Origin of the sequence: Metabacillus litoralis (genome assembly GCF_007994985.1) — a bacterium.
GTDB classification, from domain to species: Bacteria; Bacillota; Bacilli; order Bacillales; family Bacillaceae; genus Metabacillus; species Metabacillus litoralis.
This window is the reverse complement of the sequence record NZ_VOQF01000004.1, coordinates 37,759-59,329: the sequence shown is the minus strand read 5'-3', so window position 1 is coordinate 59,329 and position 21,571 is coordinate 37,759. Positions and strand designations below refer to the sequence as shown.

21 protein-coding genes are annotated in these 21,571 nt (G+C 32.6%); 16 read left to right on the top strand and 5 right to left on the bottom strand.

The genetic code is table 11. From position 1 onward, the window contains the following. Positions 1-177 precede the first annotated feature (177 nt). Positions 178-2,151, top strand: a complete 1,974-nt coding sequence (locus tag FS935_RS07645; RefSeq protein WP_146947194.1) for a heavy metal translocating P-type ATPase — start codon at positions 178-180, stop codon at positions 2,149-2,151. Positions 2,152-2,302: 151 nt separating this feature from the next. On the opposite strand, the gene FS935_RS07640 is transcribed toward FS935_RS07645, so the two are convergent. Both FS935_RS07640 and FS935_RS07635 read right to left on the bottom strand, forming a co-directional pair. Continuing rightward, a complete protein-coding gene (locus tag FS935_RS07640) occupies positions 2,303-2,533 on the bottom strand; it encodes a hypothetical protein (protein ID WP_240050850.1) in 231 nt (76 codons plus the stop codon). A gap of 114 nt (positions 2,534-2,647) precedes the next feature. Further along, positions 2,648-3,766: a glycosyltransferase family 2 protein gene (locus FS935_RS07635; RefSeq protein WP_146947192.1), complete on the bottom strand. Its 1,119-nt coding sequence runs from the start codon at positions 3,764-3,766 to the stop codon at positions 2,648-2,650. 535 nt (positions 3,767-4,301) lie between these two features. Between FS935_RS07635 and FS935_RS07630 the strand changes: the two genes are divergently transcribed. Both FS935_RS07630 and FS935_RS07625 read left to right on the top strand, forming a co-directional pair. Then, positions 4,302-5,402, top strand: a complete 1,101-nt coding sequence (locus tag FS935_RS07630; protein ID WP_146947190.1) for a M24 family metallopeptidase — start codon at positions 4,302-4,304, stop codon at positions 5,400-5,402. After that, positions 5,402-6,118, top strand: a complete 717-nt coding sequence (locus FS935_RS07625; RefSeq protein ID WP_146947188.1) for a thermonuclease family protein — start codon at positions 5,402-5,404, stop codon at positions 6,116-6,118. The genes FS935_RS07630 and FS935_RS07625 overlap by 1 nt, the downstream gene beginning before the upstream one ends. 335 nt (positions 6,119-6,453) lie before the next feature. Here the strand turns inward: FS935_RS07625 and FS935_RS07620 are convergent, their stop codons facing one another. Next, the gene (locus FS935_RS07620; RefSeq protein WP_240050849.1) at positions 6,454-7,488 is read right to left on the bottom strand and encodes an EAL domain-containing protein; all 1,035 of its coding nucleotides are present in this window, start codon (positions 7,486-7,488) and stop codon (positions 6,454-6,456) included. A gap of 261 nt (positions 7,489-7,749) precedes the next feature. Here FS935_RS07620 and FS935_RS07615 point away from each other — a divergent pair, with 261 nt between their 5' ends. Both FS935_RS07615 and pfkA read left to right on the top strand, forming a co-directional pair. Then, positions 7,750-8,421, top strand: coding sequence for a haloacid dehalogenase type II (locus FS935_RS07615; RefSeq protein WP_338036907.1), 672 nt, complete (start codon positions 7,750-7,752; stop codon positions 8,419-8,421). Positions 8,422-8,506: 85 nt separating this feature from the next. Further along, positions 8,507-9,466 carry a 6-phosphofructokinase gene (gene pfkA / locus FS935_RS07610; RefSeq protein WP_146947186.1) on the top strand — a complete coding sequence of 320 codons (960 nt, stop codon included), beginning with the start codon at positions 8,507-8,509 and terminating at the stop codon, positions 9,464-9,466. Positions 9,467-10,042: 576 nt separating this feature from the next. Here the strand turns inward: pfkA and FS935_RS07605 are convergent. Continuing rightward, on the bottom strand, positions 10,043-10,258 hold the full coding sequence (locus FS935_RS07605) for a hypothetical protein (protein WP_146947184.1): 216 nt from the start codon (positions 10,256-10,258) through the stop codon (positions 10,043-10,045). Positions 10,259-10,525: 267 nt separating this feature from the next. Here FS935_RS07605 and FS935_RS07600 point away from each other — a divergent pair, with 267 nt between their 5' ends. Together FS935_RS07600 and FS935_RS24460 are read left to right on the top strand one after the other, a co-directional pair. After that, positions 10,526-10,795: a hypothetical protein gene (locus FS935_RS07600; protein ID WP_146947182.1), complete on the top strand. Its 270-nt coding sequence runs from the start codon at positions 10,526-10,528 to the stop codon at positions 10,793-10,795. 158 nt (positions 10,796-10,953) lie between these two features. Further along, positions 10,954-11,040: a putative holin-like toxin gene (locus FS935_RS24460; RefSeq protein ID WP_369127096.1), complete on the top strand. Its 87-nt coding sequence runs from the start codon at positions 10,954-10,956 to the stop codon at positions 11,038-11,040. Positions 11,041-11,311: 271 nt separating this feature from the next. On the opposite strand, the gene FS935_RS07595 is transcribed toward FS935_RS24460, so the two are convergent. After that, a complete protein-coding gene (locus tag FS935_RS07595) occupies positions 11,312-11,740 on the bottom strand; it encodes a hypothetical protein (RefSeq protein WP_146947180.1) in 429 nt (142 codons plus the stop codon). A 112-nt stretch (positions 11,741-11,852) separates the two neighbouring features. Here FS935_RS07595 and FS935_RS07590 point away from each other — a divergent pair, with 112 nt between their 5' ends. The 9 genes from FS935_RS07590 (at position 11,853) to FS935_RS07550 (ending at position 21,561) form a co-directional block, all read left to right on the top strand. Then, positions 11,853-12,113, top strand: a complete 261-nt coding sequence (locus FS935_RS07590; protein ID WP_146947178.1) for a DUF6843 domain-containing protein — start codon at positions 11,853-11,855, stop codon at positions 12,111-12,113. A 287-nt stretch (positions 12,114-12,400) separates the two neighbouring features. Then, positions 12,401-13,240: a glucose PTS transporter transcription antiterminator GlcT gene (gene glcT, locus FS935_RS07585; protein ID WP_146947176.1), complete on the top strand. Its 840-nt coding sequence runs from the start codon at positions 12,401-12,403 to the stop codon at positions 13,238-13,240. Between the two features lie 281 nt (positions 13,241-13,521). Continuing rightward, positions 13,522-15,627, top strand: a complete 2,106-nt coding sequence (gene ptsG / locus FS935_RS07580; protein ID WP_146947174.1) for a glucose-specific PTS transporter subunit IIBC — start codon at positions 13,522-13,524, stop codon at positions 15,625-15,627. A gap of 99 nt (positions 15,628-15,726) precedes the next feature. Next, the gene (locus FS935_RS07575; protein WP_146947172.1) at positions 15,727-15,993 is read left to right on the top strand and encodes a phosphocarrier protein HPr; all 267 of its coding nucleotides are present in this window, start codon (positions 15,727-15,729) and stop codon (positions 15,991-15,993) included. 1 nt (position 15,994) lies between these two features. Beyond that, positions 15,995-17,716, top strand: a complete 1,722-nt coding sequence (gene ptsP, locus FS935_RS07570; protein ID WP_146947170.1) for a phosphoenolpyruvate--protein phosphotransferase — start codon at positions 15,995-15,997, stop codon at positions 17,714-17,716. 429 nt (positions 17,717-18,145) lie between these two features. Further along, the gene (locus tag FS935_RS07565; protein ID WP_146947168.1) at positions 18,146-18,382 is read left to right on the top strand and encodes a transcriptional regulator SplA domain-containing protein; all 237 of its coding nucleotides are present in this window, start codon (positions 18,146-18,148) and stop codon (positions 18,380-18,382) included. A gap of 140 nt (positions 18,383-18,522) precedes the next feature. Continuing rightward, positions 18,523-19,551 (top strand): spore photoproduct lyase, encoded by a 1,029-nt coding sequence (splB, locus tag FS935_RS07560; RefSeq protein ID WP_146947166.1) that lies wholly within the window; start codon positions 18,523-18,525, stop codon positions 19,549-19,551. 134 nt (positions 19,552-19,685) lie between these two features. Continuing rightward, positions 19,686-20,474 carry an SDR family oxidoreductase gene (locus FS935_RS07555; RefSeq protein WP_146947164.1) on the top strand — a complete coding sequence of 263 codons (789 nt, stop codon included), beginning with the start codon at positions 19,686-19,688 and terminating at the stop codon, positions 20,472-20,474. Positions 20,475-20,544: 70 nt separating this feature from the next. Continuing rightward, a complete protein-coding gene (locus FS935_RS07550; RefSeq protein ID WP_146947162.1) occupies positions 20,545-21,561 on the top strand; it encodes a S66 family peptidase in 1,017 nt (338 codons plus the stop codon). The last annotated feature ends 10 nt before the right edge of the window (positions 21,562-21,571 follow it).

Genomic DNA, 21,571 nt, shown 5'->3' with positions numbered 1-21,571 from the left:
ATAAAGATCTCTTTCTGTATTTATGTAATTGAGAATGCTAATTATTATCAATAATAATTATTAAATAGTAATAATATTAGTTTATTATTGCTATATTTTAATTCTTTGTTTATAATAATTATTATTAAGGGTATGGATGGAAAACCTTGAAAATACAATATTTTAAAAGAAAAACAAATGAATGAGTATGAGTTTTATTCTCAATTAGAAGGAGCGGTAATAGTGGAACTTAACAGTGCAGAGAAAATACCTGAAACAAGATCTTCACATAATCATGATTTTTTTAATAAATGGATAGAGCATATTGAATTAATAAATGCATTAATAGCTGGAATACTTATTGGATTTGGTTGGTTTTATAATTCTAATGGAAATGAATCTATTGCTATACCTATATTTATATTGGCGTTTGTGATAGGTGGTTACGCGAAAGCCAAAGAAGGGTTAGAAGAAACGATTGCAGATAAAAAATTGAATGTTGAATTATTAATGGTATTTGCTGCAATCGGTTCTGCTCTAATAGGGTATTGGGAAGAAGGGGCTATACTTATATTTATTTTTGCATTAAGTGGAGCACTTGAAACGTATACAATGAACAAAAGTCAGCGTGAAATCTTAGCTCTAATGAGTTTACAACCTGAGGAAGCAATGATTCTTGTAAATGGTGAGGAAAAGAAAGTTCATGTCTCAACATTGAATATTGGTGATACAATTTTAGTCAAACCAGGTGAAAGAATCCCTACGGATGGTGTGATTTTATCAGGGAAGACAAATATTGATCAATCTGCTATAACAGGAGAATCAATGCCTGTGGAAAAAAATAAAAGTGACGAGGTTTTTGCAGGTACGGTAAATGGTAATGGATCTATTACAGTCTCAGTATTGAAAAAAAGTACAGAAACTATGTTTCACAAAATTTTAGAGTTAGTTCAATCAGCACAATCAGAAAAATCTCCATCACAACAATTTATCGAAAAATTTGAAGGCACATATGTAAAAGTTGTCTTAGTGCTAGTAGGATTGATGATGATAGTTCCTCATTTTGCTTTAGGGTGGAGCTGGAATGAGACTATTTATCGTGCGCTTGTGTTAATGGTTGTAGCTTCTCCTTGCGCATTAGTAGCATCTATCATGCCGGCGACATTGTCTGCAATTTCAAATGGAGCAAAAAATGGTTTATTATTCAAAGGTGGTATTCATTTAGAAAAATTAAACAAAACAAATGTTGTTGTATTCGATAAAACTGGCACACTTACAAAAGGTGAACCAAGTGTAACGGATATTCTTAAGGTAGAAACGATTGATCACAACGAATTTTATAAAGCGGTATTAGCCATCGAAAATCAATCAACACACCCTTTAGCAAAAGCAATTGTGGCTAAAATTCATCATAAATTTCCTATGAGTACTGCTGAGATGATATCTGTAGACGAAAAGTCAGGTTTAGGAGTTTCTGCAGTAATTGATGATATTACCTGGAAAATCGGAAAAGCTGATTTTGTTGGTAAAGAAAATGCAAAGGCATTTCATGATGAGGTAAGTGAGAAACTTTCAAAAGAAGGGAAAACAATTGTTTATATAGTAAGAGAGAGTGAGATTGTCGGATTAATAGCATTAAAAGATATAGTCAGAGAAGAAGCGAAAGAAGTAATTGAGAGGCTAAAGAATTTAGGAATTAAAACAGTTATGCTTACTGGAGATAGTCAGTCCACTGCAGAAGTTATTGCGAAAGAATTAAATATTGATATGTTTAAAGGTGAATGTTTACCTGAAGGAAAAGTAAAAGAAATAAAAGAACTGAAAAAGAAATATGGTACAGTTACTATGATTGGTGATGGTATCAATGATGCCCCTGCTTTAGCTACTTCTGATGTAGGGATTGCAATGGGCGAAGGCACAGATGTTGCATTAGAAACGGCTGATATTATCTTGATGAAAAATGAACTGTTAAAACTAACAAACGCTGTAACACTCTCAAATAAAATGAATCGAATTATTAAGCAAAATATTGTCTTCTCAATGTCAGTAATTGCTATATTAATTTGTTCAAACTTTTTTCAAGTTCTAGACCTTCCTTTGGGTGTTATAGGACATGAGGGCAGTACGATTTTAGTTATCTTAAATGGTTTACGTCTGTTAAAAGGAAATTAATAAATATCTAAGTAAGAAAGAGGGAAACACAGTTTAAGTTAAAACCGTGTTTCCCTCTCTTTGTCTCTACCTCTAGCTACTTATACATTATTAAGACTATAGGAGGAATACATAAATTTAGTTGGACATGACAATTTTACTAATAGAAGTCTTATTTTATAGCCTTATAGATTGGTTTATTTGTAGAAGTAGTTGCAGAATCTTCCTCGTCAGGTCGCTTGCTCACAATAATGTAGGAAATGACAAAACAGCAGAATCCTAAAATCCATCCACAAATTGTACTATAATAAAATAAATCAATTAATAACATACCAATAAATGGTGCTGATATTCCTATTAAACAAAGAATGGGAACAAGATGACGTCTTACCAATTGAAGCAAAATGACCAACCCCTTAGTAGGAAGAAAGATGTATATAGAAACATTATACAAGAAAAAATAATGAAAAGTATCATTGTAATATTAAATAAATATTACAAATTTCTAAAGGTATTTTTATAGATAAGTCCTGCCTTTCCACTTATATCCGTTCTTTGTTAGTGAAGTAATCATTGAGGCATTTAACAGTGTAATGAATGTAAATGCAATTAAAGGCATTGCAAAGCAAAGCGAAGTTTTTTGTTTTGTTTGCCAATCAATAATGAACTTTTGCAATGCAATAATTATATATGGAAATAATAATAGCCATGTAACCGTATGAAATAAAACGATTTGAACAATTCCATATAGTAATAAAATGCCAGGTAAGATGAAAAAGAATAAATAAAACATTGTAAGAAGGATAGCTAAAGAAACAGAACGTCCAATACCTATAAATATATTCTTTTTAAATCCATTCCATACCTCTTTGTTACTCGTATACATATAGCAGGTTACATATGATGTAATGTTTGTTAATAACACTTTTTGATGATGTTTTTTCATTAACCTAGCAAGGTGAACATCATCTAACAGTGAATGCTTGATGGACTCGTGCCCGCCAATATTTATATACGATTCTTTGTCAAAGAGCATAAATGATCCATGTGCAGCTGTAGCAGATTGTAGCTTTGTATAATTTGCAAAAAATAATGGTAAGTGAAAATAAATTAAAAAATGCTGCATGGGAACGAGCCACTTTTCTAATAAATAAGCTACTGGAAAACGCGGGAATCCAGTCAGAAGTTTTCCTGATCTACTTTGGAGCGTATGTATAGCCGATTGAAGTGTGTTTTGATGTAAACGAATATCAGCATCTAAAAATAGAAGAAGCTCACCTCGAGCTTTTTTACTGAGTTGATGACATGCATAAACCTTACCAGTCCACCCTGTAGGTAAAGCATCTCCATCTATCAGGATAAAACGATCATCATCTTTTATAGATGATAAAATATATTCTCTAGTTAGATCTGTTGATTGATCGTTGAGTAGGATAACTTCATAATTTTGATAGCTTAGGTTTTTCAATGAATTTATTAAAGGCTTAATATTGTTTTCTTCATTTCGTACAGGTATTAGTATAGATACGAATTTGTTAGAATTTGTTGCAGTTTTACGATGTAGCTTTGGCATAAACAGTGAATTAATTATGGTCCAAATTAAAAAAGTGAACAATATTATATTGTAAATTAGCATAGTAGAAGCCCCCGTAGAATCTATATCTACAATCATCTTACATCTTTTTACCTTACTTCACACGAAAAGACTCTTTTTTAAGTTAACTGTTTCTTAAATTGCTCTTAGTAACCAGGTTGTATTGAAAGGTAAGGTTCCTTTTTAACTAAGGCTGTTTTCGTACACTTTGTTGTTTTTAGAATCATGATGGAAACAACTCTGTATAAAGTCTAGTGGCAGCTTTTCTTCAAAAAAAATGCACCTTTTATGCAATATCACACTGGTTAAAACAGATAGTAACGTCTATTAGCAACAATCTTTCCGAAAAGATCCGATACATAAGTAGTTGTATAAACGCATACACCAAGAAAGATAATCAAAAACAGGTTTAATCATTCTATCTTCTTTTCAACTTTTTATTTTGCCCATAATATCTAAATTCAAACTCAGTTCATTTGGGATTTATTGTGAAAATAAAGGTGAATGGACTGTTAATTGTACTTTTTTGCCATGCTTGCTATGATGATAGAATGAATATTTGAAGGGTAGTGAAACAATGCAAATTCGTCTAGAGAAAGTAAGAAAATGGTTACAAGAACAAGATATTGATATGTGCTTTGTTCAAACAAAGGAAAATGTATTTTATTTAACGAATTTTTATACAGATCCTCATGAAAGGTTAATGGGTCTATTTCTTTTTAAACATAATGAACCAATATTTGTTTGTCCAAAAATGGAGCTGAATCAGGTTAAAGCTGCGGGATGGAGCTATGACATAATAGGATATAGTGATCATGAAAATCCATGGGATTTAATTGAAGACAGACTACAAAAACATAATGTAAAATTGTTTGAAAATATAGCGGTAGAAAAAGAAGAGATTTCATTTAGTCGTGTGGAATCAATTCAAAAACTAGTACATGGAGCAGAAATAGTATCTTCTGAAGAAATATTAAATAGTTTTAGAGTCATTAAAGACGATAAGGAAATACAGGTCTTACGAGAAGCGGCAATACTTGCAGATTATGGAGTTCAGGTGGGAATTGAAGCTTTAAAAGAAGGAATAACTGAAATGGAAGTTTTGGCAAAAATAGAATATGAATTAAAGAAAAAAGGAATTCGTGAAATGTCCTTTTCTACAATGGTATTATTTGGAGATAAATCTGGTGATCCACATGGTAATCCGGGCTTGAAGAAGTTAACTGAAGGTGACTTTGTTTTATTTGATTTAGGTGTAGTACTTGATGGGTATTGCTCTGATATTACGAGAACCTTTGTCTACAAATCATATAATGAGAAACAAAAAGAAATATATGAAACTGTTTTACAAGCGCAAAAAGCTGCAATCGAATTTAGTAAGCCTGGTATTCGAATAGGTGACTTAGATGTAGTAGCAAGAAAGATTATTATAGATGCAGGTTATGGAGAGTATTTCCCACACCGTCTAGGACATGGATTAGGTATTAATGTTCATGAATTCCCATCAATGAGTCATATCAATAATGATGTATTAAAAGAAGGTATGGTATATACGATAGAGCCAGGAATCTATTTGCCTTCAATAGGAGGAGTTAGAATTGAAGATGATATATTAATAACCAAAAACGGACATGAAATTCTAACGAAAACAAATAAGGAATTCACTGTAGTTTCATAATGACTGTTTATAATACCACTATAAAATTAATTATAACGGTCTTTTTATGCATATTAGCTGGGTGTTCAACAGAAAATACCAATTCTAATTTCATTAATGCTGAAGTGAATAGAGTTGTTGATGGCGATACCCTAAATGTAAGTATAGATGGAAAAGAGGAAACAGTTCGTCTTTTGCTAGTAGATACTCCTGAAACTGTTCACCCTACCAAACCAGTGGAGCCTTTTGGACCTGAGGCTAGTACTTATATGAAGAAACTCTTAACTGGTAATAAAGTGGACATAGAGCTTGATGTAGGTGAAAGAGATAAATACGGAAGATTGCTTGCCTATATTTATTTTGAAGAAAAAATGGTTAATAAATTATTACTTGAAAAAGGGCTAGCCAGAGTCGCGTACGTTTTTGAACCAAATACAAAATATGTTGATGAGTTTTATGAAATACAAAAACAAGCTCAAAATAAAGCAATCGGAATTTGGAGCCTTGAGAATTACGCAACAGATGAAGGATTTAATAGTAATGAAGAAAGTAGTTCCGTTGTGGAGGATGAGTTAGCTCATTCTGTGGAGTGTACGATAAAAGGGAATATTAATTCTAAGGGTGAGAAAATTTATCATACGGAAGCTTCTCCATCTTATAAGGTAACCAAGCCCGAGGAAATGTTTTGTTCAAAGCAGGAAGCAGAAGCTGCTGGTTATCGTGCGATAAAAAGGTAAGATTTCTTTATTAGTATAGCTTATGTTTTAACTTAGGGTATTCCTTTTTAGATTTTTAGTTAATTTCTTCAAATATTCCTTTAGAGAAATTCTTAATATCTAAATGAAATTTTTACATCAATAAGCAGCAGATTTGAACTAAAAAAAGTGACTCATTGGTATAGTGTTTTTTAAGCTATTAAATAAAAGAATCCATCTATATCTTTAGATGGATTCTTTTAATATAGTATTATTGAGTACTAATGGGTCACTTTGTATTATAAATTCTTATCATAAACTCCGTCCTTATCATTGAAAAGGGAGGTTTCATTTATTGTTCAAATAATAGCAAACATTCAGCAAAGAGTTTCTGGTAAAAGGACCGGATTAGGACTTGGTTTCCCGATATAATAGCCTTGTGCTAAATCTACATCAATACTCTTTAAATATTCATACTCCTCTTTATGTTCAATTCCTTCAGCTAACACAACAATATTTAATTGTTTAGAGAGGAGTATTACCTTCTGTAAAAAGACTTGATTTTCCTTATTAATATGACAATCTTGTATATATTGTCTATCAATCTTAATATAATCAGGCTTAAGCTTAGATAACATATCTAATGTTGAGTAACCTGCTCCAACATCATCTAGTGCCACCTTCATTCCATGATTACGGTATGTGTCTAATATTGATTTTAAGTGATCAACATCATGAATTTTTTCTGTTTCAACAACTTCAAATACAAGATCATTAGGATCTACATTATACTTTTCTACTATCTTAAATGTATGCTTTAAACAGTGTTCTGGGTTATAAATTGTTGATGGTAAAAAATTTATAAAGCTTTTGATACCTGGTGGAATCTTGTTAGTTCTTCCTTTTATTGCTACTTCACGTGCTTTTTTATCTAATATAGAATGCATTTCTGTTTTTCTTGCAATTTCAAAAAGCTGACTAGGATAAAAAGACTGATCTTTAGATCTTAATAAGGATTCATAACCAAAAAGTTCATCATTCTTCATTTTTACGATTGGTTGAAGGAAGCTAGTGAAATTCCCGTTTTTTATTAAGTGCACATATTTTTCATGAAAGGTATGCTCATATAACGTATTGAATGAATAAATTTCAAATTGACTTGGTTGTTCCATATGATGAATTGATCCTGTGATTTTTGATGTATCCCCGATTTCTGTATTGATAAAAGATAGATACTCTTTTAATTCAGCTTTTGTTTCATAGGGTTTTCTGAAGTGTGACGGGCTGATTTCCTGAAAATATAATTTTAATAAGACCTCTGTTAGCTTTTCATAACTATGATTGTAAATTGAAAAGTATCCACATTTATGTATAGTAAGAGGTTGAAAACAAGATCTACATAATTGGTCCAATCTTATTCCTCATTTCTTTATTTGATAATAAATATATTTTATCAAAGATTATACAAAAGTTAAACATAAATGTCCTTTAACGTAATAAACTTATTATATTAATGTAGTTTTATTCTATGGTAATACAACTAAATATGTGGATGTAATTTACAATGTCTAGTTCATTAAGTAAACCTAAAGTTTTTGTTATTTTTTATAAGGGTAAAAGGTATTATCTAGTTTAGAAAAGAATGTATAGGTAAAGATAAAAGAGGAGTGATTATGATAGAGAGCCGTATTAAGGTTATTGTTTTTGATGTATATGGTACACTATTTAACGTATATTCTTTAGAACAGCAATGCGAGAAGCTATTTCCCGGTAAGGGAAGGGAATTGTGTGAGCTGTGGAGAAGAAAACAATTAGAGTATTCCTTCTTAAGACAGCTTATGGGTACATATGAACCATTTTATACAATTACAAGAAATGCCTTAACATATTCATGTAGGCAATTGGAGCTTCCATACAATGACCAGAAAATCGAGAATCTGCTCGATGGTTATTTACATTTGAAACTATATAAAGAAGTTGAATATGTTTTGAAATCTTTAGAAGATAAACAATTAGCAGTATTTTCAAATGGATCATTAGATATGCTGAAGCCACTAATCAAAGAATCACCACTAAAAGATATCAATTTAAAAGTAATATCAGTTGATGAAGCAAAGGTGTATAAACCAACACCAATGTCTTATCAGATTTGTCTAAAACAGTTAAGTGTAAATCGTGAGGAAGTTTTATTTGTTTCTTCGAATACATGGGATATTGCTGGTGCTAAAAATTTTGGTTTTAATACAGCATGGATTAATCGTCAAAAGATAATTTTTGATTCTTTAGGTGTGACATCAGATGCTGAATATACAGATTTATTAGGGTTAATAAATCAAAATAGTTGATGAAATCTTTGAAGCCAGTCATAGGAAGACAATTACCGATGTATGGTTGTTGAAGGTATCAACATTTTTAGAGGAGGAAGTTTTTATGAAGAAAATTGCCGTATTAACAAGTGGAGGAGATTCTCCAGGTATGAATGCAGCAGTGAGAGCTGTTGTTCGTAAAGGTATTCACGATGGTATTGAGGTTTATGGTATCTACCAAGGGTATGCTGGATTAATGGAAGGAAATATTAAAAAGCTTGAACTGGGTTCTGTTGGTGATATTATTCATCGTGGTGGTACGATTTTATATACTGCAAGATCTGAAGAATTTAAGAAAGATGAATCACAACATAAAGCCATAAAAAATTTAAGAGATTTAGGAATTGAAGGACTGGTCGTAATAGGTGGAGATGGCTCCTACCGTGGAGCAGCCAAGCTAACGGAAAAAGGTTTTCCTTGTATTGGCTTACCAGGTACGATTGATAATGATATTCCAGGAACAGATTATACAATAGGTTTTGATACTGCTCTTAATACAGTTATAGAAAGTATCGATAAAATCCGTGATACTGCAACTTCACATGACCGCACATTTATTATTGAGGTTATGGGACGCCATGCAGGAGATATCGCCCTTTTTGCAGGGTTATCAGTAGGTGCAGAAACAATCTTAATTCCTGAAAGACAATATGAACTCGATTCAGTTGTGAAAAAACTAAATAAGGGAATTGAAAGAGGAAAGAAGCACTCAATTATCGTTTTAGCTGAAGGTGTTTGTTCAGCAAATGAACTGGCTCAGAAAATGAAAGAAAAATATTCTCTTGAAACTCGAATTTCTGTTCTAGGGCATATGCAACGAGGCGGTTCACCAACAGGCTTTGACAGAGTATTAGCATCTCGTCTAGGTGCAAGAGCTGTAGAACTTCTTCAGGAGGGTAAATCTGGACGAGCAATCGGTATGCAAAAACAACAAATCGTAGATCATGATATCATTGAAATTTTAAAGCAAAAAGATCCTTTACCAGAAGGTGTTTATAAATTGTCACAAGAATTATCGATTTAATATCATCTGTTAAATAGATTGAGGCTGACTCATTAATTGAGTCAGCCTCTTTACTTATCGCTAAGTCAGGAAACGGTAATTTAGAGTCGTTTCTCAACCTAAGTATGTAATCTATAAGTGTTTTATTGTTAAAAAAACATCAGTTTGTTTTTATACGATAATAAATCCTTTTTCTAGACGCAGATATAAGCCCTGCCTCTCTTATATCGTTGCGGCTCCTAGGCCGCGCCACTTGTTATTTAAGCGTCATCATGGATTTCTAAAGGTGTCATAGTAGTAGCGCTCTACTTATGTAATACCCATATCGATAGCTGTAAAAACCTGAGTCCAAGCAGTTTATTCAATTGTTTTTACAGAACTAAGTATGTATATGTGATAGGAGCTATTTATGTGCAGAATTAATGAAGTGGTCAATAATATTTCGACTTATCCTTTCAATTACATTCACTTTCTACGAATAATTAGCAGGTTTATCCGCAAAAAGTAAAGCGTATTTTTCAACTCAATTGATATTTTAAAGAATATTTTTTGGGAATTACTGTATAACTATCGGAGACATTTTAAGATTGGAGATCATCATACAGCAGACGATTTTACAATGTGGTCAGCTGATAAAATATTAGTTAAAGAAAATGATCGTATATGCTTTCGGAGATAACAGTATGCGATCAATTTTTGATTATTTAGCTTCTTTACAACAACTTTTCTTTGAGAAATATGACCATTACCTGACAGATAAATTATTGTTATAGGCATATTATTTTGTAAACTCCAATTTAACAAGTATTTCATCACTTAATCCTCTACCTTTCAGATATTGTTTATATTCATTATATACGAACGTGTGTTCTTTAGTCTATAAAAAAGGGAACGTATTTTCGATTATTAAGGTATAGGCTAGTATCTATTTATTTTAAAAAGCTAAAAGCTGCTCTTTAAAAATATTATGTAAAATTACTGAAAGATAAAGAGTTTTTTACCTTTTTACCATATTTCTCATGTAGCATACGTATAATTGTATGAGATTTAAGAATGAAAATAAGAAAGGGGATCATACCTTTGACGGAAAATAGGAAAGTGGAATTAATAAAAAAGATATCAGAAGATATTATAAGATTGTCTGTAAAAGACAAACCTGGTAGGGCAATGAGTGAACATGAAAAATCAATTGAGTTACTTGCAAGAGCTATGTGTGATTTCTCCGTTATGTATTTATCTCCTCAAACAGATCATGATGAAATACTTAAAGGCACACTATCCAAAGTGAAAATCGCCTTTAACACAATAGAACAGTCTAAAAAACATTCAATAGTAATAAAAAGAGTTTAATACTTAATGCTAAAAGAGGTGTTGAGCCTCTTTTTATTCTATTATTTAGGATAAAATAACCAAAAAGGAACAAGTGTTCGTAAAATATCGATCTTTATGATACAATGATTTTGCAGTCTTAGGGCTCAAACAAGCCCCTTTTTGAAAGGGGGTGGTACTTGTTGACAATTTTTGAAAGTCTAATTGTAATGTTAACGTTCGCTTCTTTAATTGTAGCAATTTTGGCATTTTCGCAAAAAAAATAGACCCAATTTTATAAGGCCTATAAGTACATTAATTAAGTTAAGACTGCGGACTGTGGATGCGGTAACATCCACGGTCATTAATAGTTATTATATCATAAAGAAAAGTATGAATGAAAATTTTATAAAGCTAAAGAAAAAAGAATGTTACTCATCTAAATGTTGTTCAGTTCTTATAAATAACTAAGAGTGTTTATTTTATGACCTGACAAAAAAGCTTGCCTATGATTAATCTATTAGCCAAAGAATTAAAAAAGGGTTTTTTGAAAAAATCTTATTCTATTTTTAGTTCTTCTGAGAGGTCTTTTAAATCATATGATATATCAAAGAACATCGGAGTGTTTTCGTCTGTGTATAAAACAACTTTACCGCTTTTTGGATATTTTGGTTGATAAATAAGAATAACTTCATTAACTAAATCATTAAACCACTTATTTTTAACTAGTAGAGGTTTTGTGAAGCTCATTTTGATTAAAAAACCTTCTTTAGGTAAGGGGTTAGCTTCTACCGTAACATTATTAATTGATTTAATTGCTTTCTTTCCATATTTATCAAAATCTGAGGAAGCTTGAGCTTCTGCAATTATTTTATTTGTTTTTAATTCCAGGACTTTTATAGTAGGTTCCTCTGCCTTAATTAATTGATTATTCAACAGAAAAGTAGAAAATAGTAACATTGGAAAAACAGATAAAAATTTCTTCATGTTTTTTTCACCTCCGTCTAAGTATACCCAATAGCATTAGTTTCATTTTATATTTGATCTAATATATTTAGAGGAAATTGCCATCCTAAATAATAGGAGGTGATTTTTCAAGATGCAGAAAATATTAATTGTTTTATCTTGTTGTCTTTTTCTATTAGGATGTAAACAGGATGATCAAGTTTCACCGAGGACATATCTAATACCTGATGGATATACGGGCTGGGTAAAAATACATTATAATGAGGCGGGAACACCACAAATTACACAGACATCAACTTCATCACAAGAATATAAAGTAAGTCCTGATGGTATTGTGAAGACACCAGAACAACATATTCATGAGGGCTGGCTACAAATAACTATTATTATATAAATCAAGATGGGAAACGAACGAAACTTCTTCCTGGGAAAATGGTTCATGGTTCATCTAGCGGAATGGAGCTTGGTGGAGAAACGACTGAATACTTTTATGTAGGTACTTCAAAACAATTTGAAAAAGATCAATATATACCTAATGAATTTGAAAATTAATTGAATCCTACTATGAAATTAAACTTATAAACAAAGAGATTTATTTGTTGGAATCGACAAATTCATTGACGTTCACAAATAACTCCTGTACTATATGTAAGATTCAATAACAAAGGAGCTGTGGATTTCGTGAAGGAGTCCTTTGAAATAAAGAAAGCATTAAATAATAATGTATTAATCGTTAATCATCATTCTTATGGTGAAGTTGTTTTAATTGGTAAAGGAATTGGATTTGGCAAAAAAAATGGTGATATAGTTGAAGATGATGATTATGATAAAATGTTTGTTCTAAAAAACCAAAAAGAGCAGGAACAATATAAAATGCTACTTTCTGATATTGATGAAGAGAGTTTGGAAGTTGTCCAAGAAGCTATTCATTATATCTCAGAAATGGTCGATCACCCACTTAATGAACATATCCATATTGCTTTAACAGATCATATTGCATTTGCTTTAAAGCGGTTACAACAAGGTATGGATATAAAAAATCCTTTTTTATTAGAAACGAAATCTTTATATCCATTTGAATATAATCTTGCACAAAACGTTATTGAACTTATAAATAATAAATTAGAGGTTCAATTGCCTGAAGGTGAGATTGGATTTATTGCCTTACATATTCATAGCTCTATTTCAGATAAACCACTTTCAGAGGTAAATCAATATTCTCAGTTAATTAGTGGCTTAACTGAAGTTATTGAGGAATCATTAAAGATAAAAGTGGATCGTGAAAGTGTGAATTATCTAAGGTTAATTCGCCATATACGTTCTACAATTGAGCGAATTAAAATTGGGGAATCAGTTGCAGAACCAGAAAAATTATCATTACTCTTGAAAAGAGAATATCCACTATGCTACAATACATCATGGAAAATGATAAAAGTTATGCAACAGGTTTTACGAAAACCTGTTTATGAAGCAGAAGCAGTTTATTTAACAATGCACTTATATCGACTGACAAATAAATAAATGTAACCGATATTTTAATCACGTGTTACTGATTCGATCAGGCATGAGTGAACAAAATGTTTTTATTTGCTCTTTTAGGGAAGTATACCTACTAGTAGCTTAAAAACGTGTTCACCATGCCTTTTTTGTGCGTTTACAGGAAATTTAATTCTTTTATGGTTGAACGTAAATTAAGTGCCATGGAGAATAAATTGTCTAATTGTAACCGGTTTATAAGCTTGGATTGTCTTACGCTTCACACATGACTTTTATTAATAAGATTCAATATGGGAGGTAGAAGTATGTTTAAAAATGCATTTGGTGTTCTACAAAAAGTTGGACGCGCATTAATGTTACCAGTTGCATTATTACCTGCTGCAGGTCTTTTACTTGCATTAGGAAATGCTTTACAAAACGAAACACTTACAAATTTAGCACCATTCTTAACAAGTGATTGGGTAATCTTAATTGCAAGTGTTATGGAAAACGCAGGGAATATTGTCTTTTCTAACTTACCAGTGCTATTTGCTGTTGGTGTCGCTATAGGATTAGCCAATGGTGATGGTGTTGCTGGGATTGCTGCTTTAATTGGTTACTTAATTATGAACGTAACGATGAGCAGTATTTTAAAAGGTGTGGGTACACTACCTGGTGGTGGTGTGGAGTTAACAGAGTTTTTAGCAAATAATAGTGCAGCATATGGAAATGTACTAGGTATCCCAACATTACAGACTGGGGTATTTGGTGGGATAATTGTTGGTATTATTGCTGCTGCAATGTACAATCGATTCTTTACAATTGAATTACCTCAATACTTAGGATTCTTTGCTGGAAAACGTTTTGTACCAATTGTAACTGCTGCATCTGCTGTGTTACTTGGTATTGTCATGTACTTTGTTTGGCCTCCGATCCAAACAGGATTGAATGCATTCTCAACAAATTTATTAGATGCGAACAGAACCTTAGCTGCATTCATTTTCGGTGTTATTGAACGTTCTCTTATTCCATTTGGCTTACATCATATTTTCTATTCACCATTCTGGTTTGAATTTGGAAGCTATGTTAATGCAGCCGGAGATACAGTTCGTGGTGACCAAACAATATTCTTTAATCAAATTAAAGATAATGTTCAAGATTTAACTGCTGGTACGTTTATGACAGGTAAATTCCCATTCATGATGTTTGGTTTACCAGCTGCGGCATTAGCAATTTACCATGAATCAAGACCTGAAAATAAAAAGGTTGTTGCAGGTTTAATGGGTTCAGCTGCTTTAACTTCTTTCTTAACAGGTATTACTGAGCCACTTGAATTTTCATTCTTATTCGTAGCTCCAGTATTATTTGGAATCCATGCCATTTTTGCAGGACTATCATTTATGGTTATGCATATGCTTGATGTAAAAATTGGTATGACATTCTCTGGTGGGTTAATTGATTTCTTATTGTTTGGTGTATTAAACTCTCAAACAAATTGGTGGTTAGTTATACCTGTGGGATTAGTGTTTGCTGTAATTTATTACTTCGGTTTCCGTTTTGCCATTCGTAAATGGAATCTTGCTACACCTGGTCGTGAAGATGCAGACATAGAAACTTCTGATGGGGAAGAAACAAAATCTAATGCTGGTGACCTGCCATATCAAATTTTAGAATCATTTGGTGGCTCAGAAAACATTAAGCATTTAGATGCTTGTATTACACGCCTTCGTGTAACAGTTAATGATAGTAAAGAAGTAGATAAAAATCGTTTAAAAAAACTTGGTGCTTCTGGAGTTCTTGAAGTCGGAAACAATATTCAAGCGATCTTTGGTCCTAAGTCTGATAATCTAAAAACACAAATTCAAGACGTAATGTCAGGTAAACGTCCAAAAGTTACGAAAACACATTCTCAAGAAAATGAAGTACAAGAACAAGTTGAGGATGTAGTTGCAGATGGCTTGAAAAACGATCTGAAAGATGAAACATTTGTAGCACCTCTAACTGGTGAATTAAAATCAATTACTGAGGTCCCAGATCAAGTTTTCTCAGGAAAAATGATGGGTGATGGATTTGCTATTTTACCTACTAGTGGGACAGTTGTTTCACCAGTAAACGGTAAAATACTAAATGTTTTCCCTACAAAACACGCAATTGGTATCCAATCTGAAGGTGGAAAAGAAATCCTGATTCATTTTGGAATTGATACAGTTAACCTTAAGGGTGAAGGATTTGAAGCATTTGTTCAAGAAGGTGATGTTGTTGAACAAGGCCAAAAGCTACTTGAAGTTAACCTTGATTATGTTAAACAAAATGCACCATCAGTCATGACACCAATTATTTTTACGAATCTTAAAGAAGGTCAAACAATAGCGATTAAAGCACAAGGCAATGTTAAAGCAAAAGATTCTGATATAATCACGATTGAAGGCTAGAATCTCAAAAAATAATATGGCACACTTGTATTTTTGGGTGTGCCTGATAAAATAATATCTTGTAGATAAATGAATGATTTTAAAGGAGATTGATGAAAAATGGCAGAAAAAACTTTTACAGTAACAGCAGAAACAGGAATTCATGCACGTCCAGCAACAGTTTTAGTACAAACTGCAAGTAAATATGATGCTGATGTAAACTTAGAATACAATGGTAAAACAGTTAACCTTAAATCAATTATGGGCGTTATGTCTTTAGGGATTCCACAAGGTTCACAAATTAAAATTATTGCTGCAGGTTCAGATGCTGATGAAGCAGTTGAAGGTATCGGTCAAACGTTGAAAAACGAGGGGCTTGGCGAATAATATGAGTAACCTTCTAAAAGGAATAGGTGCTTCTGCAGGTATTGCAATCGCAAAAGCGTACCGTCTTGAAGAGCCTGAACTAAAGATTGAAAAAACTGATGTTGCAGATAAAGTAGCTGAAAAAGCTCGCTTTGAACAAGCGATTGAAAAATCTAAATCAGAGCTTGAGAAAATTAAAGAGCATGCTAATCGTGAGCTTGGTAAAGATAAAGCAGAGATTTTTGCTGCTCACTTATTAGTATTAAGTGATCCTGAATTACTTAATCCAGTAGTAGACCGTATCAATACGGAAGCTGTTAATGCTGAATTTGCTATGAAAGAAACAGCAGATATGTTTGTATCGATGTTTGAATCAATGGATAATGAATATATGAAGGAACGTGCTGCAGATATACGTGATGTAACAAAGCGTGTTATTGCACATTTACTTGGTGTTCAAATTCCAAATCCAAGTTTAATTTCTGAAGAAGTAGTGATCATTGCTGAAGATTTAACACCATCTGATACAGCGCAATTAAATCGACAATTTGTTTTAGGATTTACTACAGATATTGGTGGACGTACTTCTCATTCAGCTATTATGGCACGTTCAATGGAGATTCCTGCTGTAGTTGGTACAAAGCATGCTACAGAAAAAATTGAAAATGATGTAATGGTTATTGTTGATGGACTTGATGGTGATGTGATTATCAACCCAACTTCAGAAGAAATTGCTCATTACGAAGATAAGAAAGCTAAATACGAATCACAAAAAGCAGAGTGGGCAAAATTAGTAAATGAACCAACTGTTTCTAAAGATGGTCACCATGTTGAGCTTGCAGCTAATATCGGTACGCCTAATGATGTAAAAGGTGTGCTTGAAAATGGCGGAGAAGCTGTTGGATTATATCGTACAGAATTCTTATATATGGGAAGAGATCAATTACCAACAGAAGACGAGCAATTTGATGCTTACAAAACTGTTCTTGAAAGAATGGAAGGAAAGCCAGTAGTTGTTCGTACTTTAGATATAGGTGGAGATAAAGAATTACCATATTTAAATCTTCCGAAAGAAATGAATCCTTTCCTTGGATTTAGAGCAATTCGTTTATGTCTAGAAGAACAAGATATTTTCCGTACACAGCTTCGCGCTCTATTACGTGCTAGTAGCTTTGGTAATTTGAAAATAATGTTCCCTATGATTGCAACAGTGACTGAATTCAGAGAAGCAAAGGCAATTCTTTTAGAAGAAAAAGAAAAGCTTGTTGCAAATGGTACAAAGGTTTCAGATTCTATTGAAATTGGAATCATGGTAGAAATTCCTTCAACAGCTGTTATGGCTGATACTTTTGCAAAAGAAGTTGATTTCTTTAGCATAGGAACAAATGATTTAATTCAATACACAATGGCAGCAGATAGAATGAACGAACGTGTTTCATATTTATATCAGCCTTATAATCCAGCTATTTTACGCTTAATCTCTATGGTTATAGATGCAGCGCATAAAGAAGGAAAATGGGCAGGTATGTGTGGAGAAATGGCAGGAGATCCCATTGCTATTCCATTGTTACTTGGATTAGGTTTAGATGAGTTCTCAATGAGTGCAACATCTATTTTACCAGCTAGAACTCAAATCAAAGGTCTTTCTAAAGAACAAGCACAAGGTATTAAAGAAACTGTTTTATCAATGACTACAACTGAAGAAGTTGTCGCTTTTGTAAAAGAGACTTTTAATGTCCAATAATTAAAGTAAAGAGACAGGTTTAGTGCCTGTCTCTTTCGCTTGCATTAAATACTGTTACAAGTAACCTTTTCTAGAAGTGAAAACAAACAAATTTTATATTTTCATTTGGCTATGTTAAAGGTTAATGTTGATTTTTAGCACATTGTTGATTGGAGTTGAATATATGAGACTCCTGCTTAGAGAAGCGTGTCAAAGGGAGACCCCACAGGCGCGCAGCTTACGAGGAGGCTCCCGGACCTAGGAAGAATGGTCCTTATTCTTCCCTAGGAAAAAAGGTACTTTTTTCCCAGGAAAGCGAATGCCTGTAACGGAAATCAACAACAAAGTTTAACAGAGCCTTTCATTTTAATAAAACAGAAATAACATACATACTTCAGCCCTTTTAGAACGAACCTATAGAAGATACCAGTACATAGGAGGAGAGTTCTAATGGAAAATTTTCGTGTTGGCGAAGAAGTATACGTAATATACAGAAACCCACATGCTGCAGTTGTAGCTAATATTGAAAAAGCTGAAGTAGTGCAACATCCAAAAAACCCACATGAATTAGCAATATTTCTTCATGATGCTTATCACCCACTTGCTGAGGATGATGCTGTGTTTTCTAGTTTTGAGGAAGCTGAAGACCTGTATAATGAAATATTTGATTATGAACAATATGACTAAAAAGAAGCAAATTGCTTCTTTTTTTGTTATTTGTTGATTATTGATCATTAAAGGAAATATTTTATTAGATTATCTATAAAGATTTTAGTAAAGGTTAATCATGTATAAAGCCTTATTATTTATAGAAAGAAGGTCCAAAAATGATTAAGCCATTTGTTCCACAACTTGTTTATATAGAGCCAAGAGCATTGGAATATCCTCGTGGTGTCGAATTAAAAGAGAAATTTGAAAAGATGGGATTGGAAATACGGGAAACAACATCACATAATCAAGTGCGTAATATACCAGGTAAAAATCATCTTCAACAATATCGTACAGCAAAGTCTACACTTGTAGTAGGAGTAAGAAAAACATTGGAGTTTGATACATCTAAACCTTCGGCTGAGTACGCAATTCCTTTGGCAACAGGCTGTATGGGGCATTGTCATTATTGTTACCTACAAACAACAATGGGAAGTAAACCGTATATACGAACATATGTAAATGTTGATGAAATATTGGAGCAGGCTCAAACCTACATGGAAGAACGTGCCCCACAGGTCACAAGGTTTGAGGCATCTTGTACTTCAGATATAGTTGGCATTGATCATTTAACACACTCTTTAAAGTCAACCATCGAATTTTTTGGACAAACAGATATGGGAAGGTTGAGATTTGTAACGAAATTCCATCATGTAGATCATCTACTAGATGCAAAACATAATGGGAAAACGCGTTTTCGTTTTAGTATTAATGCAGATTTCGTTATTAAAAACTTTGAACCAGGAACATCTGCCCTTGACCAAAGAATTGAGGCAGCAGTTAAAGTAGCAAAAGCAGGCTATCCATTAGGTTTCATTGTTGCTCCAATTTATATCCATGAAAACTGGCAAGAAGGATACAAAAATCTTTTTGAAAAGCTAGATGCTTCAATTCCTTCTGACTTAAGAAACGATATAACCTTTGAAATGATTCAGCATCGATTCACTAAGCCAGCAAAAAGAGTAATTCAAAAGAATTACCCAAAAACGAAGCTTGAACTAAATGAAGAAGAAAGACGTTATAAATGGGGAAGATATGGGATTGGCAAATATATATATCAAAAAGATCAAGAGCAAGAATTAAGGGAAACACTTGAAGATTATGTTGATCATTATTTCCCAAGTGCCAAAGTAGAATATTTCACATAAAAATTTCCAAAATTGTGTTTCCTTATTAAAAAATCACAAAGCTCTCATATCATTATATATGAGTGTTTTTGTGATTTTTTCTGGAAATAACATGTTAAAATATGTGTATAAGCTAAATAAGGGGTGATTTGAAAATGGAATTAGGTTTAAAAGGTAAAAATGCTCTCATTATCGCTTCAAGTCAAGGATTAGGTAAAGCTATTGCAAAGAAATTAGCCGAACAAGGTGTTAATGTTATGATTTCAAGCAGAGAACAAAATAAATTAGAGGATGTAAAAAAAGAGCTTAATGAGTTAAATAATGGAAGAGTTTCGTATAAAACCTGTGATATAAAAAATAAAAATGAAATACAAGAGCTTGTAGCTACAACAATAAACGAATTTGGTTCAATTGACTTATTAGTCAATAATGCTGGTGGTCCACCTGCTGGAACTTTTGAAGAGATGACTGATGAAGATTGGCAGCATGCATTTGAATTAAATCTATTAAGCTATATTAGAATGATTAGAGAAGTGTTACCAAATATGAAATCTAATAGTGGTGGCAAAATAGTTAATATTGCATCTTCTTCTGTAAAAGAACCTATTCCTGGGTTAATTTTATCAAATACATTTAGAACTGGCATAGTTGGATTAACAAAAACACTTGCATCTGAGCTTGCTAGTTATCAAATAGTAATCAATACAGTTGCTCCTGGAAGAATATCTACTGATCGAGTTGCGTTCTTAGATGAAACTGCAGCAAACAAACAAGGGATAACAATAGAGGAAATTCAAAGTAAAGTAAGAAACTCTATTCCAATGGGTCGTTATGGTCATCCAGAAGAATTTGCAAACTATGTTTGTTTTTTATTATCTGATGTAAATAGTTATATGACAGGGCAAACATTTTTAGTAGATGGTGGTATGGTGAAGTCAATATAAATATCATAAATAGGTAAGAAAAGAGACGGTAAATCCTAAAACACTAGATTTTTAAGGAGTAGCATGTGAGATGATTAAATATCCTTTGCTAGAAAAACATAATGCGATTGGTGTAACAGCTCCATCATCTGGTGTCCCATTAGAGTTGCATAATATGTTGCAACAAGCCTTAAGAAGAATGGAAGAACAACAATATAAAGTAATTTGTAAGGAAACTGTTTGGACTCAACATAAGGCGAAATCATCTTCAGCTATAGTACGTGCAAATGAATTAAATAATTTGCTTCAGGATGCAGATGTTAAGCTTATTTTCCCACCTTGGGGAGGAGAATTGCTTATTGAAATCCTCGAGTATATAGATTTTGAAGAAATGACTCCAAAGTGGGTTTTAGGTTATTCTGATACTAGTGCACTATTACTGGCAATAACCTTGAAGACAGGTATCGCGACTGCACATGGTACCAATTTAGTTGATATTAGAGGTGAAACTTCTGATCCAACAACATCCAAGTGGGAAACTGTTTTACATACAAAACCTGGGGAATCAATACTTCAATTATCTTCAGAGATATTTCAAAAAGAATGGGATCATCAGAATCCTACGTCACAAATATTTCATTTAACAGAGCAAACTTCCTGGAAAACCATTGATAACAAACAAGCTACTTTAAATGGACGACTACTAGGTGGTTGTATTGATATTATTCGCCATCTGGTTGGGACTCCTTTTGGAAATGTTGAGGAGTTTTATCAAAACTTTATGAAACCTGATGAAATGATTATTTGGTATTTTGAGAACTGTGAATTATCTACAACAGATTTACGAAGAACACTAGTTCAATTAAAATTAGCAGGTTGGTTTAAAAACTGTTCTGGCATCATGTTTGGTAGAAGTGCTGCAAACCACCCAGTAAATCAATATGATGTCACAGATGTTTATCAAGAGTTGGCACATGAATTACAAGTGCCTATTATTTATGACATAGATTGTGGTCATGTTCCTCCACAAGTGACATTAATTAACGGAGCATTAGCCAATATTGAAGTTCAAGATGGTAAAGGTACTATTGTACAATTTTTTGTTTAGTTTCTTTTCA